Source organism: Alteromonas lipotrueae, from assembly GCF_019249255.1.
Classification (GTDB): Bacteria; Pseudomonadota; Gammaproteobacteria; order Enterobacterales; family Alteromonadaceae; genus Alteromonas; species Alteromonas lipotrueae.
Genome location: NZ_JAESDJ010000003.1, coordinates 25380 through 49481, shown reverse-complemented (window position 1 = coordinate 49481; position 24102 = coordinate 25380). Strand labels below are relative to the sequence as shown.

The window sequence follows — 24102 nt, the reverse complement described above, 5'->3', positions numbered from 1 at the left end:
GCGCAATGACAAGTAAGACGAGCACCGTAAACAATAAGCCATCTAAAGACAAAGCGTCTTTGTGGGGCGGTGTAGTCTTCTTATTGTTTGTTATCGCGGCATTAGTGTTTGGCGCTATTAAGGCCAACGGCTATATGCAAGATGAACAGCAAATGCCTGTTCAGGTAATCGATTTTTCAGGCGATTACCAACATGTGAATATTACTAGGCTAGAGCGCCTGATAAGAAAGTCACAACCGGGCAGTTTTTTTGCCCTCGATGTGAATGAAGTGTTTGAGCTGGTAGAAGCACAACCATGGGTGTATCGGGCGTCGGTACGCAAAAAATGGCCAAACACGTTAAAGATATATTTGGTTGAGCAGCAACCCGTTGCCAAATGGAACGAGGATTTGTTGCTAAACCCCTACGGCGATACGTTTAACGCCGATGGGCATGATTTAGCTTTACCAAGGTTATACGGCCCAGGTGGTAGCGAGAAGACCGCGCTTGAAGGATATAACTCCATGCATGCGCTATTAGCCACTACTGCTATGAATATTGAAGAATTATCGTTGAGCGAGCGCTTCGCATGGCAAGTTCAACTTGAAAATGGTATTGAATTGAATTTAGGGCGCAAGGAATTTATCGATAGGTTACAACGCTTTATCGATGTATATCCCTTACTTGCGCAGCAAGAGAAGACGGTAAAATATATCGATCTTCGTTACGATACGGGTGTCGCGGTTGGCTGGGAAAACAGCAACAGCGATACAACAAACAAAGAGAGTTAAGGAAACCATGTCAAAACCTGCTGAACGTAATTTGATTGTAGGCTTAGATATAGGCACTAGCCAGGTAAAGGCTGTGGTGGGCGAGCTGTTAGACGACGATCAAATCAGTATTGTCGGTGTCGGTACGCATGCCGCAAAAGGCATGGATAAAGGCGGCGTAAATGACTTAAACCTTGTGGTTAAGTCGGTGCAACGTGCGGTAAATGAAATGGAGCTCATGGCAGATTGCCGTGTTTCTTCAGTGTTCATGTCCATTTCAGGCCGTCACGTAAAATGCCAAAACGAAAACGGTATGGTGCCCATTAACAACCAAGAAGTAACCCAAGAAGATGTAGATAACGTTATTCACGCAGCACGTAGTGTTCCTATTGCAGCTGAACGCAGGTTACTTCATGTTTTACCACAAGAATTTACTATTGATGTGCAAGAAGGAATTAAGAACCCAATTGGCATGTCAGGCGTAAGAATGGAAGCTGATGCACACATTATTACCTGTGCAGACGATATGGCGAAAAATTTAGTGAAGTGTGTTGAGCGCTGTGAACTAAACGCCGACCAATTGATATTTTCAGCATTGGCATCAAGTTATGCTGTGCTAACGGACGATGAACGTGAATTAGGGGTGTGTGTAGTTGATATTGGTGGTGGCACCATGGATATCGTTATTTACACAGATGGTGCCATTAGGCATACCGCTGTTATCCCTGTTGCCGGTAATCAGATTACCAGCGACATCGCTAAGATTTTCCGTACGCCAATCAGTAACGCAGAAGAGATTAAAGTTAATTATGCCTGCGCGCTGAAAGACATGGTCAGTATGGAAGAAAGTATTGAAGTGCCCAGTGTAGGCGGGCGTGCCGCGCGAGTCATGTCGCGACATACGCTAGCTGAAGTGATTGAGCCTCGATACCAAGAACTTTTTGAACTGGTACATGATGAAATTCGTGCCAGTGGTCTGGAAGAGCAAATTGCCGCCGGCTTAGTGCTAACTGGTGGTACCGCCAAAATGGAAGGTGCGGTCGAATTTGCCGAGGAAATTTTCCAGATGCCTGTGAGAGTAGGCAACCCAATCAACGTTAAAGGCTTGTCTGAATACGTTGATGATGCAGGATTTGCAACCGTCGTAGGGCTTCTGCAATACGGCAAAGTGCAAGCAGATAATAAGAAGTCCAGTAAGCAGAAACCTGGTGAGAGTTTATTTCATCGCGTGCAAAGCTGGTTTAAAGGTGAATTTTAATTTTTTGGGGTCGCTATAGCTACGGCATCACGATTCGCAGGATGCAGATAATCGACTATGTGTCGTAGCGAAGCATAGAAGACGTACAACCGGAGAGTAAGTATGTTCGAATTAATGGATAGTCACGGCGAAGAAGCCGTAATCAAAGTCATCGGCGTTGGTGGCGGCGGCGGAAATGCAGTTGAGCACATGGTGTCTCAAAGCATTGAAGGCGTAGAGTTTATTGCGATAAACACCGACGCGCAGGTACTGCGCAGCTCAAATGCTGACGTTACCTTACAAATTGGTTCAAGTGTTACTAAAGGTTTAGGCGCAGGCGCCGATCCTAACATTGGACGCGACGCTGCACACGAAGACAGAGAAACCATTCGCCAAGCATTAGATGGCGCAGATATGGTTTTCATCACCGCAGGTATGGGTGGTGGTACAGGTACTGGTGCAGCACCTGAAGTGGCAAAAATTGCCCGTGAAATGGGAATTCTTACTGTGGCTGTTGTTACCAAGCCATTCCCATTTGAAGGTAAAAAGCGTACTACGTTTGCAGAGCAGGGCATTGTTGAACTGGCTAACAACGTAGATTCACTTATCACTATTCCTAACGAGAAATTGTTAAAGGTGATGGGGCCAGGTACGCCTTTACTTCAAGCATTCAGCGCAGCGAACGACGTATTGCGTGGCGCTGTTCAGGGGATTGCAGAGCTCATTACTCGCCCTGGATTGATCAACGTGGATTTCGCCGACGTACGTACAGTAATGTCTGAAATGGGTAAAGCAATGATGGGCAGTGGTTCAGCAAGTGGTCCAGACCGCGCTGAAGAAGCGTCTGAATCAGCAATTGCTAGTCCGCTACTTGAAGATATCGATTTGTCAGGTGCGCGGGGTATTCTTGTGAATATCACAGCCGGTCCAGATTTCGCTATTGATGAGTTTGAAACTGTTGGTAACGCTGTTAAAGCGTTTGCTTCTGAAAATGCGACAGTGGTTGTGGGTACCGTTATTGACATGGAAATGACAGATGAGCTGCGCGTAACGGTTGTTGCAACCGGTATTGGCGCAGAGCGCAAGCCTGACATTTCGCTAGTAAGCTCAGAAGGTTCGCGTTTAACTACGCCAGCTAAAGAGTACGGTAACACAACAGCATCTGAACCTCGTTCAGCATCGGTTGGCAGTACTGAAGGCAACCAAGCACTTAAAGCTGAAGATGAAGCGCAACCTGGTAATGATTTAGAGTATCTAGATATTCCCGCGTTTTTGCGTAAGCAAGCAGACTAATTCACCTCGCTGAAATTGAAGTGAATTTTTCTGAAATACTGTTGTCAGAACGGTATTAAGGGCACTATATGTCTGGTAGGTTTTAAACTGGAATTTTTCCGGATTAGTGACCAGAGTGGCTAATTGCGCGTAAAATTTTGGATTCGCGAATGGTCCAAATTGCGTATTTTTTGACAAATAAGTGGTAAGTCACTATAATTCGCGACCGCTTTTTTTATAGGTAAAAGCATAAGCAGATGATTAGACAACGTACAATCAAGCACCCGGTGCAAGAAACCGGAATTGGGCTTCATAAAGGGGAAAAGGTCACAATGACTCTCCGGCCTGCGCCTGCGAACACGGGAATTGTGTTTAGGCGTGTTGACCTTGAACCTCATGTTGATATCCCGTCGCGTGCAAACGCGGTGGGTAATACCATGCTGTGTACCTGTTTGAATAATGAAGACGGCGTAACTATTCAAACCGTTGAACATTTGGCATCTGCGCTTGCAGGGCTTGGTATCGACAACATCATTGTTGAAGTTGATAGCAACGAGCTACCTATTATGGATGGTAGTGCTAGCCCCTTCGTATTCTTGCTTCAATCAGCAGGAATAGAAGAGTTGAACGCCCTTAAGCGCTTTATCCGTATTAAGAAAACCGTTCGCGTTGAAGATGGCGATAAGTGGGCCGAATTAGTGCCTTATGATGGTTTCCGTGTCGACTTCCAAATTGACTTCGATCACCCAGTTATCAGCCAAACTCGTCAACATATGACCATGGATTTCGATTCATGCTCTTATGTGAACGAAGTAAGCCGTGCACGTACCTTCGGTTTTATGCGCGACCTTGAATACATGAATGCTAATAACTTAGCATTGGGCGGCAGCATGGAAAATGCGGTAGCACTTGATGAATTTCGCGTGTTAAACCCTGAAGGCTTACGTTACGACGACGAATTTTTAAAGCATAAAATTCTAGATGCTATTGGTGATTTGTACTTAGGCGGTCATAGCCTGATTGGTGAATTGCGCGCTTATAAAACAGGGCACGGTTTGAACAACAAACTATTGAACGCCGTACTTGCGCAGAAAGACTGCTGGGAATTTATAACGTACGATTCTCAAGACAAAGCACCTATACGTTACGCTCAACCAGTATTAGCGTAAACCGGTATATAAAAAGCCGCCTACATGGCGGCTTTTTTTCGTTTAGCTTTTAGACTAAACAATGATAAAGTAAGCAATCTATATAATTATAATTAATGTGCCATAACTTCTTTACGTTCCAGTCCGGCCTTCAGCCGTGTCTATGTTTGTTAGCAAACAGGTATTGGAAGTTCACTGAGCACGACAGAAATTTCCTATTTGTGGTATGAAGCTAACAATAACGCTATCAGGCAAGAACAAACGCTATCGTCATAGCATCAGTGTACGTACGCTGGTGAGCGCGACCGTGTTGTCGTCTATATTTATGTTAGTGTCTAGTCGTTCCACAGAATCTGTGTCTGAAGATGTGGCTAGGGTTCGCCTGGCACAATCTGAAGTGAATGAAACGCAACAAGACGTTGAAGCACTCAAACAACAGACCACCATTAAATTACAAACTTTGATTTCTCATATTGCCGAGCTTTCAGCACAAGCGACTATGCTCGATGATAAAGGAAAGCAGATAGCAACAGAATTAGGTATGACAGCGGCTGACCTGGACGCTTTTGTACCTGTATCGATACCGGACAACCTCCAAGATGATCCCTTACTCAGCGAGATTAATAAGCTCCAGCAATCTCTCGACGTAAAATCTCAGCAGCTTTCTATGCTTGAAAGTTTGGTGAGGGGTCACCATATCCATGAGCAGAGTCAATTATCTGGTCGACCGATAGCATCGGGATGGTTGTCATCTTATTATGGTATGCGCGCCGACCCCTTCACTGGTGAAACAGCCATGCATAAAGGCTTAGATTTCGCTGGTAAAGCGGGTGATGACGTTTTAGCTACTGCGGCAGGTATTGTTACCTGGGCGGGCGAACGTAGCGGTTACGGGCATCTAGTAGAAATAGAACATGGTGATGGTTTTATTACCCGTTATGGGCACAATGAAACGTTATCTGTCTCAATAGGCGACGTGGTGACCAAGGGTCAAGCTATCGCTAAAATGGGTAATACAGGGCGCTCTACTGGCGTTCATGTTCACTACGAAGTAATAAGAAACGGTAAGCAAATCGATCCTCTGCCATACGTTTATAAAAAGTAAACACGGCAGCAGCCAGGTAAGTAAGCGTTCAGCTTGCGCAACAATTAGTCATCGCTTGGCATTATCTTTAGAGGTAGTGTCTTTTACGTTTAATCGCAGCTGTGCTCTTACCGTGCGGCGTCTCGACAAGTAGTGGAAATAACAAGCTAATGTTTTCAAGCATCCTTAGAAAAGTGTTCGGTAGCCGAAACGACCGTCTATTAAAAAAATTACAAAAAAATGTAGATGCCATCAATGCACTGGAAGCAGAGTATGAACAGCTTTCTGATGAGGCGTTAAAAGCAAAAACGGCTGAGTTTAAACAGCGAATCGAAAAAGGCGAAAGCCTTGAAGATCTCATGTACGAAGCTTTTGCTACAGTACGTGAGGCAAGTAAACGTGTGTACGGCATGCGCCACTTCGACGTGCAAATGCTGGGCGGCCAAGTATTACACGAAGGTAAAATTTCAGAAATGCGTACCGGTGAAGGTAAAACCCTTACCGCTACCTTGCCAACTTATTTAAATGCCCTATCAGGTAAAGGGGTTCACGTTATTACCGTGAACGATTACCTTGCTAAGCGTGATGCTGAATGGGCAAACCAGCTGTTCACTTTTTTGGGTATGCGTGTAGGTTGTAACGTACCTGGTATGGCGCACGAGCAAAAGCGTGACGCCTATCAAGCTGACGTTACCTATGGTACGAACAACGAATTCGGTTTTGATTACTTGCGCGACAATATGGCGTTTAGCCCGCAAGACCGCGTTCAGCGCCCACTTAACTTTGCTGTAGTGGATGAAGTAGATTCAATCTTAATTGATGAGGCTCGTACTCCGCTTATTATTTCCGGTCAGGCAGAAGACAGTTCTGAACTTTACCGCCGTATTAATTTAGTTATACCTGAATTGATTCAGCAAGAAGAAGAAGACGAAGAAGGCAAAGAAGGCGACGGTGATTACACTATCGACCTTAAAGCGAAACAAATTCACTTAACTGAACGTGGCCAGGGTCATGTAGAAGAAATTTTGCATCGTGCAGGCGTATTACCAGAAGGCGAATCGTTATTTGCTGCGGGTAATATTTCATTACTTCACCACATAAATGCTGCCCTTCGCGCGCACAAATTGTTCTCTAAAGACGTAGATTACATCGTTAAAGAAGATCAAATTGTTATTGTTGATGAACATACCGGCCGCACAATGGAAGGCCGCCGATGGTCTGAAGGTTTACACCAAGCTGTTGAAGCGAAAGAAGGTGTGAAGATTCAAAACGAGAACCAAACCCTAGCGTCTATTACCTTCCAAAACTACTTCCGTTTGTACAACAAACTTGCGGGTATGACAGGTACTGCCGATACGGAAGCGTTCGAGTTTCAGCATATTTACAGCCTAGAAACGGTTGTGTTGCCAACCAATAAACCTATGCAGCGTAAAGATAAGGCCGACCTTATTTACTTAACTGCAGAAGAAAAATACGATGCTATCGTAGAAGATATTAAAGCCTGTGTTGAGCGCGGTCAGCCTACCTTGGTAGGGACAGTATCGATTGAAAACTCTGAGTTGTTGTCTCGGGTTCTTAAGAAAAGCAAAATTCCCCATAAAGTACTTAACGCTAAGTTCCACGAACATGAAGCTGACATTGTTGCTCAAGCCGGTAAGCCTGGTGCAGTGACTATTGCAACCAACATGGCGGGTCGTGGTACGGATATTGTGCTTGGCGGTAACTGGCAAGCAGAAATCGAAAAAATTGAAAACCCTACTCAAGCACAAATCGACAAGATTAAGGCTGAGTGGAAAGTACGTCACGATGCTGTTTTAGCATCAGGCGGTTTGCATATCATTGGTACAGAGCGCCATGAGTCTCGCCGTATCGATAACCAGCTTCGTGGTCGCTCAGGTCGTCAGGGTGACCCAGGTTCAAGCCGTTTTTACTTGTCTCTTGATGATGCACTAATGCGTATATTTGCCTCTGAAAAAATGGGCAACATGATGAAGCGCTTAGGGATGGAAAAAGGCGAAGCCATTGAACACCCATGGGTAACCCGCGCTATCGAAAACGCCCAACGTAAAGTAGAAGGTCGTAACTTCGATATTCGTAAGCAACTACTTGAATACGATGATGTGGCAAACGACCAACGTAAAGTGATTTATGAGCAGCGCAATGAGTTGCTTGATGAAGGCGACATTAGCGAAACCATCGCAGTAATCCGCGAAGATGTGGTAAGCGGTGTGGTTGATGAATATATTCCACCACAATCTCTAGAAGAAATGTGGGATGTGAAAGGATTAGAAGAGCGTTTACGCGCTGACTTCGCCGTAGACTTACCCATTCAAAACTGGTTAGAAAACGACGATAAGCTTTATGAAGAAAAGCTCCGTGAGCGTATTCATGATGACGTGGTTTCTAGCTACAAAGAAAAAGAAGCGGTAGTGGGCGAGCAAGTACTTCGTCAGTTTGAAAAAGCCGTGATGCTACAAAACCTAGACAGCCATTGGAAAGAGCATTTGGCGGCAATGGATCACCTTCGTCAAGGTATTGGACTACGCAGCTACGCGCAGAAAAATCCGAAGCAAGAATACAAGCGCGAGTCGTTTGCTCTTTTCTCACAGATGCTAGAAGCATTGAAAGTTGAAGTGATTACTATTCTTTCACGTGTGAAAGTGCAAGCTGAAGAAGACGTTGAGAAAGTTGAAGAACAGCGTCGTCAAGCGGATAACGTGCCTAAGCAGTTTGAACACGAAAATGCGTCAGCTACAGATGCACCGCCAGAAGCAGCAAGCGATAAGGTACGTACAGAGGTACGTGACGGCCCTAAAGTAGGTCGTAACGACCCTTGCCCATGCGGCTCTGGCAAAAAATACAAGCAGTGCCACGGTAAATTAAGCTAATGAAACTTGTGCATGTTGCCGTTGGGGTAGTACTTCGCGGCACACAAGTGTTTATCAGCCTACGTGCTGATAACGCTCATCAGGGTGGTAAATGGGAATTTCCTGGCGGTAAAGTTGAAGCTATCGAATCTGTGCTAGATGCGCTCCGCCGAGAGTTGCAGGAAGAAATTGGTATTCAAGTGCAGTCTAGCGAGCCGTTGATTGTTATAGAGCATGATTATGGCGACAAGCTTGTTAAGCTTGATGTGCATGCTGTGAGTGCGTTTAACGGTGAGCCTGATGGTAAGGAAAACCAACAAACGCGCTGGGTTGAAGTAAGTGCATTGGAAGCTAGTGAATTTCCAGCAGCTAATGTGGCTATAATCGATGCGCTTCAACAGAAATACTTGAAGTAACCTCAGGCTTGGCCAATCACAGCTCAACCTAGTCTTCATATTTCAAAAATAGATACACAAAGGGCGGTATTAACAGATCGCCCTTTTTTATATCTAGCTCACGAGTGTTATAGGCTTACAGCATAAGCCTTGTTGCAGTGGCAAAAGCCACATCCAGCTTGTGATAAGCCGCCTCATTAATGAAATGAGGGTAGGTTTCATGTGCTTCTTGCCATTCAATATCTTTACCATCAAAAGAGCGAAATACCGGTGCGCCGGGAATGAGCGGGGCGAAGTCATTGTCCTGCAATGAATGGTGGATCATCGCGGTACGTTTACCCTCGTCATTGAGTGGAAATTTGATATTTTCCCCTAGTCTAAACACCTCGCATTCAGGGTATTGTTCAAGGCTATCTGTGTTATACGCTTGGCAAAAATCGAGAATAACTTCAGCCATGGTTTGGGTAAGCAAATAAACGTCTTCTCGCAACACACCTTGAGGTTGTGCGCCTACCTCAATCATTACGCCACGTTTGCCCGTGGTACACAAATAACCGTGCTCTAAATACGGCTTTTCATCTTCTAAAAGAATGTTTGCTTCAGGCATATGATGCTTCACAAATCGCGCGAGCTGAATATGGAAGTCATCAGCTTCTAAGATGATTAGCGTCGCGCCCATGTTACTGGTGGTATTGTGAATATCAATAACCAAGTCAGTGGTAGAGTTACCTTTAGGGCCAAACTGTTGATTAAGCTGCTTGGCTAGCTTAGCCTCTTTAGCATCGCTGGGGTTGCTTAACGCTTCTAGGGTGAACTGACGATTCAAATCTTCTTCAATAAACCGCACATTAGCGCTTAGGGCCTCTGGATTAGCAATGGTAAGCGACACGTCCAGTGATGAAAACCGCGATGATAGCGCGTCAGAAAACCCTTGAGATTGCCAATTATGAATAAGTTGAATACCACTGGTTTCATTACCATGTGTTCCACCAACAAGCGCAATTTTATTAATCATATACTTCCTATTAGTGTTTGAAAAAGTCGTCAGACTGTTTTGCAAGCATTGCTTCTATTTCTTCAATGTCGACTTCTTTGGCGGAAGGCTGTTCAGATGGCTTTGCAGCAATTTTCCTTTCCTCTGATGCCCATTCACCTAAATCAATAAGTTGGCATTTCTTACTACAAAAAGGGCGAAATTCGCTATCACTATTCCAAGGAACCGACTTCGCGCAAATCGGGCAATCTACAACCATGAATCACTCCAGTGGCAGGTTAAAATTACAATAGGAGTAGTTTAACAGGCTGCCAGTTTAAACTGAATATTAGATTCAACAGCCGCGTTTTGGCCTTCAGCAGGGGAAAACCATAAAAAGCGCAAGGCATAGCGGTATTTATTACCGCTAAGGGTAGGGTAGTAACCTTCATCTACTCGGCATTTAATACGGATAAGTTCGTTTTTATCTTCAGCAGCACCCTGATAAAACCCGTTATCTGCGGTAACCGATTTAAATTGTCCGCGTTCACGAATAAAAGACAGGCTTACCGCAATGGTGTCGTCTAGCAAACTTAAGGTGTCGAGCCATTGGCCGATTTCTTGTTGGCGAACCTCGGCGGGTTGCTGTAGCCAAAAGTGAAGGTTGGGTAGGTCAAAGCTACATGAGCCACCTGGAATAGCGAACCGTTGTCTAATCGCACTTAGCAGCTTATCTTCTTTAAGTGCGCTGCCAAAGCGACGGTCGGTTTTAAGCTTTTGCTTTAGGTTTACAATGGTTTTGAGTGCTTGATCTAGTGCGGCACTGTCTATCTTGGGGTGTTGCGACCAGTAAACGAGGTTTTTTTCGTGGGCATCTAAATCTTTGCTCATGTCTGAGCGTAGATCTAGTCTCTCAATTAAGTCGAGTAACTCAAATAACTGCTCAAAGAAAACCATTTGCAGTGGCACACTGTCAGATTTCGCGGTGCTTTTTAACTGCCCAAGAAGCTGCTCTACGCGCAGATAGTTACGCACTTTTTCCTTTAGGGGAAATTCGAATACAGCTTCGCTCATGGATATCCTTAAAACACATAGACTTAACCCTAAAGCCTAATGCATGAACTGCCCTAAGCCAAGCCTACTTTCATAATCAATTAAGTATTTGACGGGTTTTAAGGAAAAAAGTTGCAGGAAAACCGTATTTACGAAGTTTTTTCGCTATTTGCATCATATTTACGGGTGTATTTACCGTGCAACGCGAGCACCTGCTCGTTGAGGAACTCAAAGGTTTTACTATTATCGATAACATCATCAGCAGCGGCTAATCGCTCCTTTCTCGTCGCTTGCGAAGCCATAATACTTTCAATAATTTTCTTGGTACTGCCATCACGCTGCATGGCTCGTTCAAGCTGCATTGATTCGGGGCAATCTACCACAACGATTAGGTCGCATAATTCACTAAGGTTGCCCTCGACCAATAAGGGTACTGATAAAATACAATAGTGGCTCGTCGAGTCAGCTATCTGTTGCAGCATAGTTTTGCGAATAAGCGGATGTAACAATTGATTGAGCCATTGCTTTTCTTCGCTATTATTAAAAACACGTTCTCGTAACGCTGCTCTGTTTAGGGTGCCATCTTCTAACAAAATATTGCGTCCGAAGTGCTCGGTTATTCTAGCCAACCCTTCACTGCCAGGAGTAACGACTTCCCGGGCCACTTCATCGGCGTCGATAATATCAATACCTAACGCCGAAAATTTATTCGTGGCGGCAGACTTTCCGCTTCCAATTCCGCCAGTAAGGCCAATCACGATTTTATCGCTTTTATTCGATGGCCCCTTTGTGTGTGCTTGTGCTGTTTTCGTTGCTGCCATTACTGCAGTGCCCATTTTAAATAGTGGGTAATAATCGTGTCTTTATAAAATAAGGTTATCCAACCTGCAACGGCCAAATAAGGCCCGAAGGGGATAGCCAATGATTTTCCTTTGTTTTGGAACATCATAATGGCAATCCCAGCGATTGCGCCGACTATTGAAGACAATAAAATAATGATGGGTAAACCTTGCCAGCCAGTGAAGGCGCCAAGGGCTGCTAATATTTTGAAGTCGCCATATCCCATACCTTCTTTGCCTGTGACTATTTTAAACAACCAAAATACAGACCATAAACTTAAATATCCGGCGGCTGCACCAATAATGGCGTCAACAGGCCCAACAAATACCGATTGAGTACTAAGCACCAAGCCTAGCCAAAGCAAGGGCAGGGTGAGTTGGTCCGGAAGTAGCATTTTATCTAAATCGATAAAAATTAGGGTAATAAGGATATAAGTAAATATCACCGCCCATATTGCTTGAGGGGTGGGGCCAAAATAGTAGGCGGCGAAGGTACAAGGAAGCGCTGTAAATAACTCTACTAATGGGTAGCGAATAGAAATAGGGGTTTTACAGTTAGCGCATTTACCGCGAAGAAATAGATAACTAATGATGGGAATATTTTCCCATGCTCGAATTTTGTGTCCACAACTAGGGCAGGTACTATCTGGCTTGGCTAAATTAAACGTTTCAGGAAGAGTTTGCTCGCTAGCAACTTGAGTATCTTCATTTTCGCTGTCTGTTTCACTAAAGTAACTGGCGTATTCCTGCTTCCAACTGTTTTCCATCATAATGGGCAAGCGATGAATAACTACATTTAAGAAGCTTCCTACCATTAAGCTAACCACGAAAACAAAGAGGTAGAATAACCACGGGTATAATTGGCTGGTAAGCAATATCGCTTCCATAAAATAGCGTTCTCTTTTTTATTTGGGTTAATAATGCAAAAAAGGCCTGCGGGGGGCAAGCCTAATTCTATGTAAAGCACGAACAAATATGTTTTGTGTGGCGTAAAGGTTATACCACATTACCCATTTCAAATATGGGAAGGTACATGGCGATGATAAGACCGCCAATCACCACACCTAGCACAGCCATAATCATTGGCTCTAATAAGCTGGTTAAGCCATCGACCATATCATCCACTTCAGCTTCATATATGGTGGCAATTTTACTGAGCATGGCATCAACCGAGCCAGACTCTTCACCAATGGCGACCATTTGCGTCACCATATCGGGAAATACATTGGTGGTTCGCATTGATGTATGCATGGGCATTCCGCCAGCCACTTCTTTTCGTATATATAAGATAGCGTCTCTAAATACCGCATTGCCCGAGGCGCCAGCAGCCGATTCAAGAGCGCCGATTAAAGGTACACCTGCAGCAAAGGTGGTTGCGAGGGTGCGAGTGAATCGCGCGATACTGGCTTTTTTGAGTATTTCCCCAATGATGGGAATTTTGAGAACCGCTTTATCAACCCTATCGCGAAATTTTTGACTTTTCTTATGGGCACGCATAAACAAGTAGCCAGCTATACCAATGCCAATGCCTATGAATATCCCGTAACTTTGCACAAAATTTGAGATAGCGAGTACGAAAAGTGTAAATGCAGGAAGCTCCGCCCCAAAACTACTAAAAATTTCTTCGAATTGTGGTACCACGAAAACCAGCAAGATAGTGGTTACAATGAATGCCACCACGACAACCGCAATTGGGTAGAACATCGCTTTCTTAATTTTTGATTTAAGTGCTTCCGCTTTTTCTTTATAAGTAGCGATTCGGTCGTAAATTGTTTCAAGCGCACCAGATTGCTCTCCGGTGTAAACCAAGTCGCAATATAAATCGTCAAAATATTCAGGATATTTACGCAGTGAATTTGATAACGGGTTTCCTGAGCGGACTTCGTTAGTGATATCGCCGAGCAATTTACGCATTGATGCTTTGGCATGACCTTGAGATATCATGTCTAAAGATTGGATAAGGGTAACACCTGCGGCCAACATAGTGGCAATTTGGCGAGAAAATACTGAAATGTCTGCAGCGGTGATTTTTTGGCCGCCACGACTAAATAGGGATTTCTGCTGTTTTTTTACTTTTCTGACTGAAACGCCTTGTTTACGAAGTTGCATTTTGGCTTCTTTAAGGTTGGCAGCCGATATCTCACCTTTGCGGCTGTTACCTCGCCCATCTTTACCTTGCCATTCGTAAACTATTGCGGCTTTCACAAATATTCTTCCTTTAATAAAAAAGGGAAGTGCAATTGCACTTCCCTTAAATTATACGATAACTCGTTAACAGACTCCTTCAGCTACACATGTTCCTGTCTTAGCCCATTGAATCGGAGCTGTAACGCCATTAGGAGTCAGAATGTAAGTGTAACTGCCTACTTCAGATGTTCCAGTTGCCGTGATAACGCCATCTTTGATAGTTACGGAGGCAACGCGTCCAGTTGCAGTCGTAAGATCTTTAGGAAGGCCGTTAGTTCCGGCATCAGCATCGGCTAATCCGTTCGCAGAAAACTCGCCCGTTTGAGCAGAAACTTCAAAAGCTGTTTTAAATGCAGTAGTAGCCATTACTACTTCTGTAAACTTAGATTTTTGAGTATAAGTTTGATAAGCAGGTAAAGCGATTGCCGCCAAAATACCGATAATGGCAACAACGATCATTAATTCGATTAGGGTGAAACCCTTTTGGTTTTTAGTATTCATGTTCATCATGGTTTTCTCCGGGACGTGTATAGCACGTTAAGTTTAAATGTAATTCAAATTGACGTTTATACCTGAGTCGTCCTTCAACGTCCCTGGTACTTGAATCTAAGTATATAAATTAATAGGTCAGTGACAAGTATGCAGAAAAATACCTATGTCTGACTTTTTCAGTATGACACGTTCAAAAAGGGCTTTTCAGACCTATGTTGTTGAAATTTGGTGTAAATTTACAACTTTCGTACGTATAGATAACTATACTGCTTAGAACGAAACCGATGAAACGTGCCTACTAAGGTCGTAGAGTGACTTTATACCTAAGCACGTCATGTGAACTGTTACATGTAATGTTAACGCAAGCTATCAGCAATCTTTATTACGTTAAATTCACTCTTAGCGACAAATCAATTGCCTTCACATTCTTGGTTAAGGCACCTGATGATATATAGTCTATACCCAGTGTTGCTAGCGACGATAACCGTTCATCGGTAATGTTACCTGACACTTCCAGTTTACATTGCCCTTGGGTTAGCGCTACTGCCTTTTGGATCTGTTCGTTGGTAAAGTTATCCAACATAACAATGTCAGCCTCTGCAAGAAGTGCTTGTTGCAATTCATCTAAGCTTTCTACTTCTACTTCAACAGGCTTACCAGGTTTCATTTCTTTAGCACGGCTGATTGCTTTCGCTATAGAGCCGCAGGAAAAAATGTGGTTTTCTTTAATTAAAAACGCATCAAACAAACCAATACGATGATTTTGTCCGCCGCCACAATGCACAGCGTACTTCTGTGCCATACGAAGACCTGGCAAGGTTTTGCGAGTATCAAGAATTTTGGTGTTGCTTCCTGCTAGCAACTTAGCGTAGCTTGCCGTCACTGTTGCCGTCGCTGAAAGGGTTTGCAGAAAATTAAGCGCTACACGCTCGGCAGTAAGAATGGCACGAGCCGACCCTGTTAAGGTAAGCAGGGTAGTGTTTGCCTCAACCATATCGCCATCGTTTACATTCCATACTAATTCTAGGTGCTCATCAACTAACGCAAACGCTTGCTCAACCCAAGTGACCCCGCAAATTACACAATGCTCACGGGTAATAATAGTGGCAGTCGCGTTTTCGCTTTCATCTATTAAGTTCGCAGTAATGTCGTTATGCGCGTTTAGCTCGCCACCTAAATCTTCAATAAGTGCGAGAGAAACTTGTTCGCGGATGGCGTTAATGTCGGGTGAAATCATGAGGTTCGCTGTTTAGAGTTATAGGGTACGCAATATTAACCAATCTCCGCGCTGAGTAAACTCTAATTGCCGTAAAACACTCATTCCTAGCAAGATATGCTCACTTTGCATACCGGGGTTTAGGTTTGCGCTAACATTGTTTAACACAATGTCACCAATTCGAAGGGTATCAATACGTGATTCAGCAACGGTAACCGTTCCATTCGCCGTATTGGCTAAGCCTTTTCGTCCAGCTTGTAGTTGAAGTCGCTGGGCTAAATGCGCAGGAATAGACACATCGGTAGCGCCTGTATCCACCAGAAACACCACTTCTTCGCCATTAATAAAGCCAGAAGTCACATAATGCCCTGCACGGTTTTGTTTCAAGCGCACTTCGGTTTGTGACCCAATACGCTGTGATTGGGGTTCGCTATTAGGGTTAACTTGCTTATCGAGCAAGCCAGAAAAGACATAGACCAGCAGGCCAAACCCACAAATCCACGCCAGCACTACCATATACTTTGCCGCAGAATTCTCACCTACAGAATCATCTTCACTCATATAAAACATCTCACTTCTTTTTATACGTTCTATTTATACCGCCTTTCTACGCATATATAAATGTATCGGCCTAACTAAAGGAGTTCGTACCCAGTGAAACTTTATGCAGTAAGGGGTAGCACTTTTTTCTTTTTCAAGAAACGCTAGCGATTATTAAGTGTAAGGTGAGTTTGAGAGTAAAGCCGTCTGGGCAATTTATCTTGAAACATTATTAACGCTCAACTCTAGTGGCCACTCGTCAAAGCAGTAAGGCAGCATCCATTTAAAACCTTATGCAGCAGGGAGCTGCATAGAGCCCCCATGGATGGGTTTACGGCGTGTTTTAAATGGATGCTGACTTACTGCTATACATCTTGAAGCTGAATCCTACGCTTGCGAGCTTGTGCCCTTGGGCAGCTGGTGTCACACTGTTATTAATGAAAACAAGGTAACGAATTTTGAAAATTTATGGTGTTATACGAGCCCGCGACGCAAATTGATTGCCCCCATTATGATGAACGGCCCGACGAAAATGATGTGAGCGTGTTGGTCATTCATAATATATCGTTGCCACCGTCACAGTTTGGTACCTCAGGTATCCGTGAATTGTTTACCGGTACGTTAAATCCCGACGAGCACCCGTTTTATAAAGAAATAGCAGGGATTAGGGTGTCTGCCCATTGCGTTATTTACCGTACCGGCGAGATAGAGCAGTTTGTGCCCTTTAATAAGCGGGCATGGCATGCAGGGTTATCGACGTTTCAAGGGCGTTCTCGTTGCAACGACTTCACCATTGGTATCGAATTAGAAGGCACCGACACACTGCCTTATACCGATGCCCAATATGAACAACTTACGAAATTGAGTGGGTTTATATTGCAACAGTATCCGCGAATAACGTTAGGACGAATTATAGGCCATAATGATATTTCTCCAGGGCGAAAGACCGACCCAGGTGTTACGTTCGATTGGCCACGCTACAGACAGTCACTCGATTTAACTAACATCACTAGCAAGACCAGAAGATAAAAAGGTAAGCAAGCGGTTAAACGCCGGTTAATTACCCACAATTCAGCATTTTTATGGTAGGGAATAAACATGATACTAATGAGTTTACTGCTGGTATTAAGTCTTGAAAGGCTCATTACTAAAACACCGGTATGGCACATCGAGCGTTATGCAGCCGCCTATCAAAATTGGCTAAACGAACGCAAATGGCTAGAGGAAGACACGCCATCCGTTGCCTTTTACCTCTATATGTTGCTGCCTGCGCTTGCTATCGGGTTAATAGAATATTGGCTGTTTGGTGCTTTCCTTACTTTCATTGAACAAAGTGTGGTTTTGTTTTTATGTATTGGTTGTCCGGTGTTACGCGCCACTTATAAATGCTTTTTGAATGCCGCAGACCGAGGCGATTTACAGGCTTGCAGTATGTACACCGACCAATTAGGGCATTGCGGTAGCAAGCGTGCCAGCGACGGAACGGCCATGGCTGAAGGAAAAAGCTTCGGCCAACACCTTACTTGGCTGAACTACCAGCACTACGCTGCGGTGATGTTGTGGTTCATTGCATTTGGTGCACCAGGCGCCGTGTTTTACTGTTTCAGCAGAAGTGCCACTGAGCGCTTCTGCGCTTCTCAACACCCGTTGTCCATGGCGGCGGGCAAGTTAATGTTCGCACTTGACTTCATACCAGTACGCGTCACCGCTTTTGGCATGCTCATGATGGGGCACTTTTCACGTGCACTTCCTGAATGGCTTAAAGACGTTCTTTCTTTGAATATCTCTGCCTATGACTTACTGACACGAGTATCGTCAAAAGCCGAAATGTTAACGGCTGAAGAATATAAAGCTCAGACAGAAAATGCAGCTGTAGAGCCTAAAGTGCTGGTCAAGTTAGCAAAACGTAATGTTATTTTTCTGCTTGTTATCACGTCTGCGCTAACCGTTATTGGCACCCTTGCTTAACTATTTCAGTTAACAAACGTATTACCATTCTATCCTGGTCTATAAATTTTTCATTTATAGATCAGGCATTTCACGTCTTATATGCTGGTTGCTTCACCTCATCAGACCAGTGCGAGTTTGCTAAATTTTTGCAACAAATTCAACAATAAAGCTTAACAACAAGCAACTCCTTGCAAGTTTGCTATGCTTGAGAGTATTTACCTCACTTTCGATCTATCTTAAACTATATAGGTAAAATGGTATTACCAATTGTGGCTGTAGACCTTACTTGTTTACAAAATAGTCGCATACTCAAGTAGATGAAGGAAGACAGTCACGCATGCGTCAGCAGCGAAAAAAACTTGCCGATGTTATCACCGAGCAGCTTGAATCCATGATTTTGGATGGGAGCTTATTGGCAGGTCAGAAATTGCCACCAGAGCGTGAACTTGCGATTCAGTTTGAGGTATCGCGGCCTTCCTTACGAGAAGCCATAGGTAATCTTCAAGCGCGTGGATTGGTTGAGCGCAAGCAGGGGGGCGGCACGTTTGTAAACCGCAACCTTAACTCAGCCATGAAAGACCCACTGATGGCACTTGTCAGTAAACGGCCTGAGACTCAGTTCGATTTACTCGAGTTCCGTCATGCCCTAGAAGGAATGGCAGCATATTACGCAGCGCTTCGTGGGCAACCCGAAGATTATGAAGCGCTGAAAAATGCGCTTAATGAACTACCCACGCCAGCACCCGAAGAAAGTAAGCGGGACCAAGCTGAAGCGCTGGGGAAGTTCTACATCATTATGGCAAGAGCATCGCATAACATGGTGCTTTTACATGTGATGAGCACCATGCAGAGTATGCTGGTGGAAAACATTGAACGTAACTTTGATATGTTAGCGACTCACCCCGATGCAGTGGCCGATATTGCTCGTCAAAGACGAGAAATTGTTGAAGCTATCGCCGCTCGGGATCCAGAAGCGGCACGTCAGGCGTGTAATACGCACCTAGCGTTCATTGAAAAGACATTATTAACCATTAATCAGCGTGACACTCGTGTACAGCGCGCGTTACGTCGATTAGAAATTTAACATGCCTTCTTGTATACCCAGATTTATTAGGCGTGATTACATAAGCAGAAGCGTAAAGAGAATTTTAGCGACTGCGATATGCAAAAAGCACAGGTGAGCCATTAAGGTTCACAGCGAGTACAACGTAATTTGGTCATTCTTCTTTCGATAATTAGGTCGAAGGAAGAATTCTCTATATATAAAGCAAAAATAGGATGGCACCATGACTGATATGATGCACCAAGATGTGGATCCTCAAGAAACTAAAGAGTGGATTGATGCTCTTGAATCTGTTTTGGAAGAGGAAGGTGTAGAACGCGCCCATTATCTACTCGAGAAACTTATTGATAAGGCTCGTCGTAGCGGAGCGCACTTACCGTACGACGCCACCACAGCGTACATCAATACAATTCCTTCAGCGCAAGAGCCAAAAATGCCTGGCGACCTAACGATTGAAGCACGCATTCGTGCCGCCATTCGTTGGAATGCATTGATGATTGTATTACGTGCTTCTAAGAAAGACTTAGAGCTTGGTGGTCACATTGGTAGTTTTGCGTCATCTGCCATGCTATATGATGTTGGTTTTAACCACTTCTTTAAAGCGCCGACAGAAAACGCTGGTGGCGACTTTATCTTTGCACAAGGTCATATCTCTCCAGGAATTTATGCCCGTTCTTTCATTGAAGGTAACCTTTCTGAAGAACAGCTAAATAACTTCCGTCAAGAATGCGCTGGTGAAGGTCTATCTTCATACCCGCACCCTCATTTGATGAAAGATTACTGGCAGTTCCCAACAGTATCGATGGGCTTAGGTCCACTTCAAGCCATTTATACTGCACGTTTCCTTAAGTACCTCACTAACCGTGGTATTAAAGACTGTTCTGAACAGCGCGTATACTGCTACATGGGAGACGGCGAGTGTGATGAGCCAGAATCATTGGGTGCTATTGGTCTTGCTTCACGTGAAGGCCTAGATAACCTAACTTTCGTTATCAACTGTAACCTACAGCGCCTAGACGGCCCAGTTCGTGGTAACGGCAAAATTATCCAAGAACTTGAAGGCACATTCCGCGGCGCAGGCTGGGAAGTGGTTAAAGTTATTTGGGGCAGTTACTGGGATGAGCTTCTTGCCCGTGATAAATCAGGCAAACTTATTCAGTTAATGGGCGAAACCGTAGACGGTGAGTACCAGAACTGTAAAGCGAAGGGTGGTAAATACACTCGCGAAAACTTCTTCAACAAGTACCCAGAAACGGCTGCACTTGTCGCGAATATGTCTGATGATGACATCTGGCGCTTGAACCGTGGTGGACACGATCCAGTAAAAGTCTTTGCTGCTTATCAAAAAGCGAAAGAAACCAAAGGTCGTCCAACGGTGATTCTTGCTAAAACCGTTAAAGGCTTTGGGTTAGGTGCTTCAGGTGAAGCCTTGAACATTGCGCATAACGTGAAGAAGATGGACGTAGATTCACTTAAAGTATTCCGCGATCGTTTCAACATTCCAATCGCTGATGAGAAGATTGAAGAACTTCCTTACTTCAAGTTCCCTGAAGACAGTGAAGAAATGAAGTACTTGCGCGAGCGTCGTGAGTCTTTAGGCGGTTACTTACCTTCTCGTAGAGAACAAGCTGACGAGCAACTTGAAGTACCTGAGCTAAAAGCATTTGATGCAATTTTAAAAGGCTCTGGCGATCGTTCAGTTTCGTCTACTATGACTTTCGTGCGAGTACTTAACGCATTATTGAAAGACAAGAAGATTGGTAAGCGTATTGTGCCAATTATTCCTGATGAAGCACGTACATTCGGTATGGAAGGGCTGTTCCGCCAAGTGGGCATTTATGCTAACGAAGGCCAAAAGTACGTTCCACAAGATGCTGACCAAGTGGCTTACTATCGTGAAGATAAAAAAGGCCAGGTATTGCAGGAAGGTATTAACGAATTAGGTGCAATGGCATCGTGGGTAGCGGCAGGTACGTCTTACTCAACCTGTAACGCCACTACTATTCCGTTCTACATTTACTACTCAATGTTTGGTTTCCAACGTGTTGGCGACTTGGCGTGGGCAGCTGGCGATAGCCAAGCAAGAGGTTTCTTGTTAGGTGCTACCGCAGGTAGAACCACATTGAACGGTGAAGGTCTACAGCACCAAGATGGACATTCACATGTTCAAGCGAACCTTATCCCGAACTGTGTAACTTACGATCCAACTTACGGATACGAAGTGGCTGTTATTGTACAAGACGGTTTACGCCGTATGTATGGCAACAACGAAAACGTATTCTATTACCTAACATTGATGAACGAGAACTACCAACACCCAGCTATGCCTGAAGGTGATGACGTCGCTGATCAAATCATTAAAGGTATTTATAAGCTTGAACGAGTTGAAAACAAGAAGACCAAGACCAATGTACAGTTAATGGGCTCGGGTACTATCTTGAATGAAGTACGCAAAGCGGCACAAATTCTTTGTGACGATTACAACGTTTCTTCAGACGTTTACTCGGTAACCTCGTTCAACGAATTGGCTCGTGAAGGTCAAGAAGTGGCGCGCTGGAACATGTTGAATCCAGAATCAGATCAGAAAACAGCTTACATTGGTCAAGTTATTACGAAAGATGCAGGTCCTGCTATTTCTGCAACTGATTACGTTAAGAACTACTCTGATCAGGTTCGCGCATTTATCGATACAGATTATCGCTGCCTAGGTACTGATGGTTTTGGTAGAAGTGACAGCCGTGAAAACTTGCGTACTCACTTTGAAGTGAACGCTGCATACATTGTAGTGGCTTCATTGTACGAGTTAGCGCAGCGCGGTGATTTCGATAAGAAAGATGTTGCTGAAGCGATAAAACGTTTTGATATTAACGTTGAAAAACTAAACCCACTTTACGCGTAGTCACAGGCAGATAAGGTATTTTACATATGTCAGATATTCAAAAGATTATCGTACCGGATGTAGGCGGTGACGAAGTTGAAGTTATCGAGCTATGTGTTGCCGTAGGCGACACCATTGATGCAGATGAAGGCGTTGTTACTGTAGAAAGTGACAAAGCCTCTATGGACATTCCTGCACCATTTGAAGGTGAAATCGTTAGCTTATCTGTTGCCGTTGGCGACAAGATTAAAGAAGGCGATGTTATCGGCGAAATGAAAAAAGCAGGTGGCGAAGAAGCCTCTTCTGAAGAGAAAGAAGAGCCAGCTGAAGCACCAAAAGAAGAAAGCAAATCAGAAGCAGCGCCAGCAGCATCAGGTGGCGGTGAAGTGATAGAAGTTGCGGTTCCTGATATTGGTGACGACGGCGAAGTAGATGTTATTGATGTACTGGTTTCTGTAGGCGATACCATCGAGAAAGAAGATGGGCTTATTACGCTAGAAACCGATAAAGCGACTATGGATGTGCCTTCTACTCACGCAGGTAAGGTGAAAGAAGTATTCATCAGTACTGGCGACAAAGTAAAAGAAGGTACGCTAGTTATTAAACTAGAAACCGCTGGAAGTGGTGAAGCAGCTAGCAGCGATGCGCCTGCTCAGTCAAGTTCTGAAAAAGCGGCACCTGCGGCTGAATCATCTTCTGACGACGCGGCTTCATCTGCCCCGTCTTCAGCATCTGCTGGCGGCGTAGTAGAGGTTGAAGTACCTGATATTGGTGAAGACGGCGAAGTAGACGTTATCGATGTATTAGTTTCTGTGGGCGACACCATTGAGAAAGAAGATGGTCTTATTACCCTTGAAACTGATAAAGCGACAATGGATGTGCCTTCTACCCATGCAGGTACAGTAAAAGAAGTCTTCATTAAAGCCGGTGACAAAGTTAAGCAAGGTACGCTAGTGGTTAAGCTGGAAACTGCCGGAAGTGACGGTTCAGCTAGTAGCGAAGCACCTGCACCGAAGAAAGCGGAATCTGCGCCTGAGAAGCCGAAAGCGGCTGAAAAACCAGCTGCGCAAAATAAGCCTCCTGTACCAGCACAAGAAGCTTCAGCGCCTAAAGGCAACGGTAAAGCACATGCTTCTCCTTCTGTACGTCGTGTAGCAAGAGAGTTTGGTGTAGACCTTACCCTTGTTAATGGAACAGGCCCTAAGAGCCGTATTCTAAAAGAAGACGTTCAGGCTTACGTGAAAGCTGAACTTGCTAAGCCTAAAGGCAGTACTGCAAGTGCAGCTGCACCAGCAGGCGATAACGTACTTCAAATTGTGCCGGTTAAACCTGTTGATCACAGCAAGTTTGGTGAAGTTGAAGAAGTTAAGCTGTCGCGTATTCAAAAGATTTCTGGTCCGTTCTTACACCGTAACTGGGCGACTATCCCTCATGTAACACAGTTTGATGAGGCTGATATCACCGACGTAGAAGCGTTCCGTAAAGAACAAAACGCGTATCATGCGAAAATTAAGTCTGGCTTGAAGATCACGCCACTTGTTTTCATCATGAAAGCAGTCGCGAAAGCACTAGAGAAATACGAAGTATTTAACTCTTCGCTTTCTGATGATGGTGAAAGCTTGATTATCAAGAAATTCATCAACATTGGTATTGCGGTAGAAACGCCAGGTGGCTTGGTAGTGCCGGTAATCAAAGACGTGAACAAGAAAGGTATTGAGCAGTTGTCTCAAGAGCTTATTGAAACGTCGAAGAAAGCACGCGACGGCAAGCTGAAGTCTTCAGATATGCAAGGCGGTACGTTCACCATTTCAAGTTTAGGCGGAATTGGCGGAACAGCGTTCACACCAATTGTGAATGCCCCTGAAGTTGCTATCCTTGGTGTTTCTAAGTCTGATATGAAACCGAAGTGGAATGGTAGCGAGTTTGAACCTCGTCTAATGGTTCCATTAAGCTTATCTTACGACCACCGTGTTATCGATGGCGCAGTAGGTGCAAGGTTCTCTACTGAAGTGGCTGCAAACTTAACTGATTTGCGCAGAATTATACTTTAAATAAAAAAACGAGAATGTTTGTTATATCATGAACATTCTCGGTGATTTTATAAGCCCTTGGGGCAGTATTTAGGTTATGCTATTACACACAAGGTGATAGATAACAAA

At 44.3% G+C, this 24102-nt stretch carries 21 protein-coding genes; 12 read left to right on the top strand and 9 right to left on the bottom strand.

All coding sequences use genetic code 11. The annotated features are described in order from the left end of the window. Nucleotides 1-5: 5 nt before the first annotated feature. The 7 genes from KYS23_RS05545 to mutT all read left to right on the top strand — a co-directional run bounded on the left by KYS23_RS05545 (nt 6) and on the right by mutT (nt 8773). Nucleotides 6-770 carry a cell division protein FtsQ/DivIB gene (locus KYS23_RS05545; protein ID WP_159532762.1) on the top strand — a complete coding sequence of 255 codons (765 nt, stop codon included), beginning with the start codon at nt 6-8 and terminating at the stop codon, nt 768-770. Nucleotides 771-777: 7 nt separating this feature from the next. Beyond that, entirely contained in the window at nt 778-2007 is a 1230-nt protein-coding gene (ftsA, locus tag KYS23_RS05540) for a cell division protein FtsA (protein ID WP_013782941.1), read from the top strand. A 102-nt stretch (nt 2008-2109) separates the two neighbouring features. Continuing rightward, nucleotides 2110-3279 (top strand): cell division protein FtsZ, encoded by a 1170-nt coding sequence (gene ftsZ / locus KYS23_RS05535; RefSeq protein ID WP_159532760.1) that lies wholly within the window; start codon nt 2110-2112, stop codon nt 3277-3279. A gap of 236 nt (nt 3280-3515) precedes the next feature. Next, complete coding sequence (lpxC, locus tag KYS23_RS05530) at nt 3516-4427, top strand: UDP-3-O-acyl-N-acetylglucosamine deacetylase (RefSeq protein WP_159532758.1); 912 nt, start codon at nt 3516-3518, stop codon at nt 4425-4427. Nucleotides 4428-4632: 205 nt separating this feature from the next. Beyond that, nucleotides 4633-5511 (top strand): M23 family metallopeptidase, encoded by an 879-nt coding sequence (locus tag KYS23_RS05525; protein WP_159532756.1) that lies wholly within the window; start codon nt 4633-4635, stop codon nt 5509-5511. Nucleotides 5512-5660: 149 nt separating this feature from the next. Further along, the gene (gene secA / locus KYS23_RS05520) at nt 5661-8378 is read left to right on the top strand and encodes a preprotein translocase subunit SecA (RefSeq protein WP_159532755.1); all 2718 of its coding nucleotides are present in this window, start codon (nt 5661-5663) and stop codon (nt 8376-8378) included. Then, nucleotides 8378-8773, top strand: a complete 396-nt coding sequence (gene mutT / locus KYS23_RS05515) for an 8-oxo-dGTP diphosphatase MutT (protein ID WP_218418194.1) — start codon at nt 8378-8380, stop codon at nt 8771-8773. The genes secA and mutT overlap by 1 nt, the downstream gene beginning before the upstream one ends. Before the next feature lie 115 nt (nt 8774-8888). On the opposite strand, the gene KYS23_RS05510 is transcribed toward mutT, so the two are convergent. The 9 genes from KYS23_RS05510 to KYS23_RS05470 all read right to left on the bottom strand — a co-directional run bounded on the left by KYS23_RS05510 (nt 8889) and on the right by KYS23_RS05470 (nt 16082). Then, nucleotides 8889-9767, bottom strand: a complete 879-nt coding sequence (locus KYS23_RS05510; RefSeq protein WP_159532751.1) for an aspartoacylase — start codon at nt 9765-9767, stop codon at nt 8889-8891. Between the two features lie 10 nt (nt 9768-9777). After that, nucleotides 9778-10005 (bottom strand): DNA gyrase inhibitor YacG, encoded by a 228-nt coding sequence (gene yacG / locus KYS23_RS05505; protein ID WP_159532749.1) that lies wholly within the window; start codon nt 10003-10005, stop codon nt 9778-9780. 41 nt (nt 10006-10046) lie between these two features. After that, complete coding sequence (gene zapD, locus KYS23_RS05500; RefSeq protein WP_159532747.1) at nt 10047-10799, bottom strand: cell division protein ZapD; 753 nt, start codon at nt 10797-10799, stop codon at nt 10047-10049. A gap of 128 nt (nt 10800-10927) precedes the next feature. Beyond that, entirely contained in the window at nt 10928-11599 is a 672-nt protein-coding gene (gene coaE, locus KYS23_RS05495) for a dephospho-CoA kinase (protein ID WP_218418193.1), read from the bottom strand. Further along, complete coding sequence (locus KYS23_RS05490; RefSeq protein WP_218418192.1) at nt 11599-12504, bottom strand: prepilin peptidase; 906 nt, start codon at nt 12502-12504, stop codon at nt 11599-11601. The genes coaE and KYS23_RS05490 overlap by 1 nt, the downstream gene beginning before the upstream one ends. A 109-nt stretch (nt 12505-12613) precedes the next feature. Continuing rightward, a complete protein-coding gene (locus KYS23_RS05485; RefSeq protein ID WP_218397374.1) occupies nt 12614-13822 on the bottom strand; it encodes a type II secretion system F family protein in 1209 nt (402 codons plus the stop codon). Nucleotides 13823-13888: 66 nt separating this feature from the next. Continuing rightward, nucleotides 13889-14305, bottom strand: coding sequence for a pilin (locus tag KYS23_RS05480; RefSeq protein ID WP_201299312.1), 417 nt, complete (start codon nt 14303-14305; stop codon nt 13889-13891). A gap of 373 nt (nt 14306-14678) precedes the next feature. Then, the gene (nadC, locus tag KYS23_RS05475) at nt 14679-15533 is read right to left on the bottom strand and encodes a carboxylating nicotinate-nucleotide diphosphorylase (RefSeq protein ID WP_218418191.1); all 855 of its coding nucleotides are present in this window, start codon (nt 15531-15533) and stop codon (nt 14679-14681) included. A gap of 18 nt (nt 15534-15551) precedes the next feature. Continuing rightward, on the bottom strand, nt 15552-16082 hold the full coding sequence (locus KYS23_RS05470; RefSeq protein WP_126873769.1) for a retropepsin-like aspartic protease family protein: 531 nt from the start codon (nt 16080-16082) through the stop codon (nt 15552-15554). Between the two features lie 438 nt (nt 16083-16520). Between KYS23_RS05470 and ampD the strand changes: the two genes are divergently transcribed. The 5 genes from ampD to aceF all read left to right on the top strand — a co-directional run bounded on the left by ampD (nt 16521) and on the right by aceF (nt 23994). Then, a complete protein-coding gene (gene ampD / locus KYS23_RS05465; RefSeq protein WP_159532735.1) occupies nt 16521-17081 on the top strand; it encodes a 1,6-anhydro-N-acetylmuramyl-L-alanine amidase AmpD in 561 nt (186 codons plus the stop codon). A 69-nt stretch (nt 17082-17150) separates the two neighbouring features. Beyond that, nucleotides 17151-18020: a beta-lactamase regulator AmpE gene (gene ampE, locus KYS23_RS05460; protein ID WP_159532733.1), complete on the top strand. Its 870-nt coding sequence runs from the start codon at nt 17151-17153 to the stop codon at nt 18018-18020. 319 nt (nt 18021-18339) lie between these two features. After that, on the top strand, nt 18340-19086 hold the full coding sequence (locus KYS23_RS05455; RefSeq protein ID WP_159532731.1) for a GntR family transcriptional regulator: 747 nt from the start codon (nt 18340-18342) through the stop codon (nt 19084-19086). Between the two features lie 202 nt (nt 19087-19288). Then, the gene (aceE, locus tag KYS23_RS05450; RefSeq protein ID WP_159532729.1) at nt 19289-21964 is read left to right on the top strand and encodes a pyruvate dehydrogenase (acetyl-transferring), homodimeric type; all 2676 of its coding nucleotides are present in this window, start codon (nt 19289-19291) and stop codon (nt 21962-21964) included. A 26-nt stretch (nt 21965-21990) separates the two neighbouring features. Next, nucleotides 21991-23994, top strand: coding sequence for a pyruvate dehydrogenase complex dihydrolipoyllysine-residue acetyltransferase (aceF, locus tag KYS23_RS05445; RefSeq protein ID WP_218418190.1), 2004 nt, complete (start codon nt 21991-21993; stop codon nt 23992-23994). Nucleotides 23995-24102 lie beyond the last annotated feature (108 nt).

What these genes read in the sequence shown, in the direction of transcription:
- KYS23_RS05545 (WP_159532762.1), top strand. Translation starts at nt 6, where the DNA reads ATGACAAGTAAGACGAGCACCGTAAACAATAAGCCATCTAAAGACAAA.
- ftsA (WP_013782941.1), top strand. Translation starts at nt 778, where the DNA reads ATGTCAAAACCTGCTGAACGTAATTTGATTGTAGGCTTAGATATAGGC.
- ftsZ (WP_159532760.1), top strand. Translation starts at nt 2,110, where the DNA reads ATGTTCGAATTAATGGATAGTCACGGCGAAGAAGCCGTAATCAAAGTC.
- lpxC (WP_159532758.1), top strand. Translation starts at nt 3,516, where the DNA reads ATGATTAGACAACGTACAATCAAGCACCCGGTGCAAGAAACCGGAATT.
- KYS23_RS05525 (WP_159532756.1), top strand. Translation starts at nt 4,633, where the DNA reads ATGAAGCTAACAATAACGCTATCAGGCAAGAACAAACGCTATCGTCAT.
- secA (WP_159532755.1), top strand. Translation starts at nt 5,661, where the DNA reads ATGTTTTCAAGCATCCTTAGAAAAGTGTTCGGTAGCCGAAACGACCGT.
- mutT (WP_218418194.1), top strand. Translation starts at nt 8,378, where the DNA reads ATGAAACTTGTGCATGTTGCCGTTGGGGTAGTACTTCGCGGCACACAA.
- KYS23_RS05510 (WP_159532751.1), bottom strand. Translation starts at nt 9,767, where the DNA reads ATGATTAATAAAATTGCGCTTGTTGGTGGAACACATGGTAATGAAACC.
- yacG (WP_159532749.1), bottom strand. Translation starts at nt 10,005, where the DNA reads ATGGTTGTAGATTGCCCGATTTGCGCGAAGTCGGTTCCTTGGAATAGT.
- zapD (WP_159532747.1), bottom strand. Translation starts at nt 10,799, where the DNA reads ATGAGCGAAGCTGTATTCGAATTTCCCCTAAAGGAAAAAGTGCGTAAC.
- coaE (WP_218418193.1), bottom strand. Translation starts at nt 11,599, where the DNA reads ATGGCAGCAACGAAAACAGCACAAGCACACACAAAGGGGCCATCGAAT.
- KYS23_RS05490 (WP_218418192.1), bottom strand. Translation starts at nt 12,504, where the DNA reads ATGGAAGCGATATTGCTTACCAGCCAATTATACCCGTGGTTATTCTAC.
- KYS23_RS05480 (WP_201299312.1), bottom strand. Translation starts at nt 14,305, where the DNA reads ATGAATACTAAAAACCAAAAGGGTTTCACCCTAATCGAATTAATGATC.
- nadC (WP_218418191.1), bottom strand. Translation starts at nt 15,533, where the DNA reads ATGATTTCACCCGACATTAACGCCATCCGCGAACAAGTTTCTCTCGCA.
- KYS23_RS05470 (WP_126873769.1), bottom strand. Translation starts at nt 16,082, where the DNA reads ATGTTTTATATGAGTGAAGATGATTCTGTAGGTGAGAATTCTGCGGCA.
- ampD (WP_159532735.1), top strand. Translation starts at nt 16,521, where the DNA reads ATGGTGTTATACGAGCCCGCGACGCAAATTGATTGCCCCCATTATGAT.
- ampE (WP_159532733.1), top strand. Translation starts at nt 17,151, where the DNA reads ATGATACTAATGAGTTTACTGCTGGTATTAAGTCTTGAAAGGCTCATT.
- KYS23_RS05455 (WP_159532731.1), top strand. Translation starts at nt 18,340, where the DNA reads ATGCGTCAGCAGCGAAAAAAACTTGCCGATGTTATCACCGAGCAGCTT.
- aceE (WP_159532729.1), top strand. Translation starts at nt 19,289, where the DNA reads ATGACTGATATGATGCACCAAGATGTGGATCCTCAAGAAACTAAAGAG.
- aceF (WP_218418190.1), top strand. Translation starts at nt 21,991, where the DNA reads ATGTCAGATATTCAAAAGATTATCGTACCGGATGTAGGCGGTGACGAA.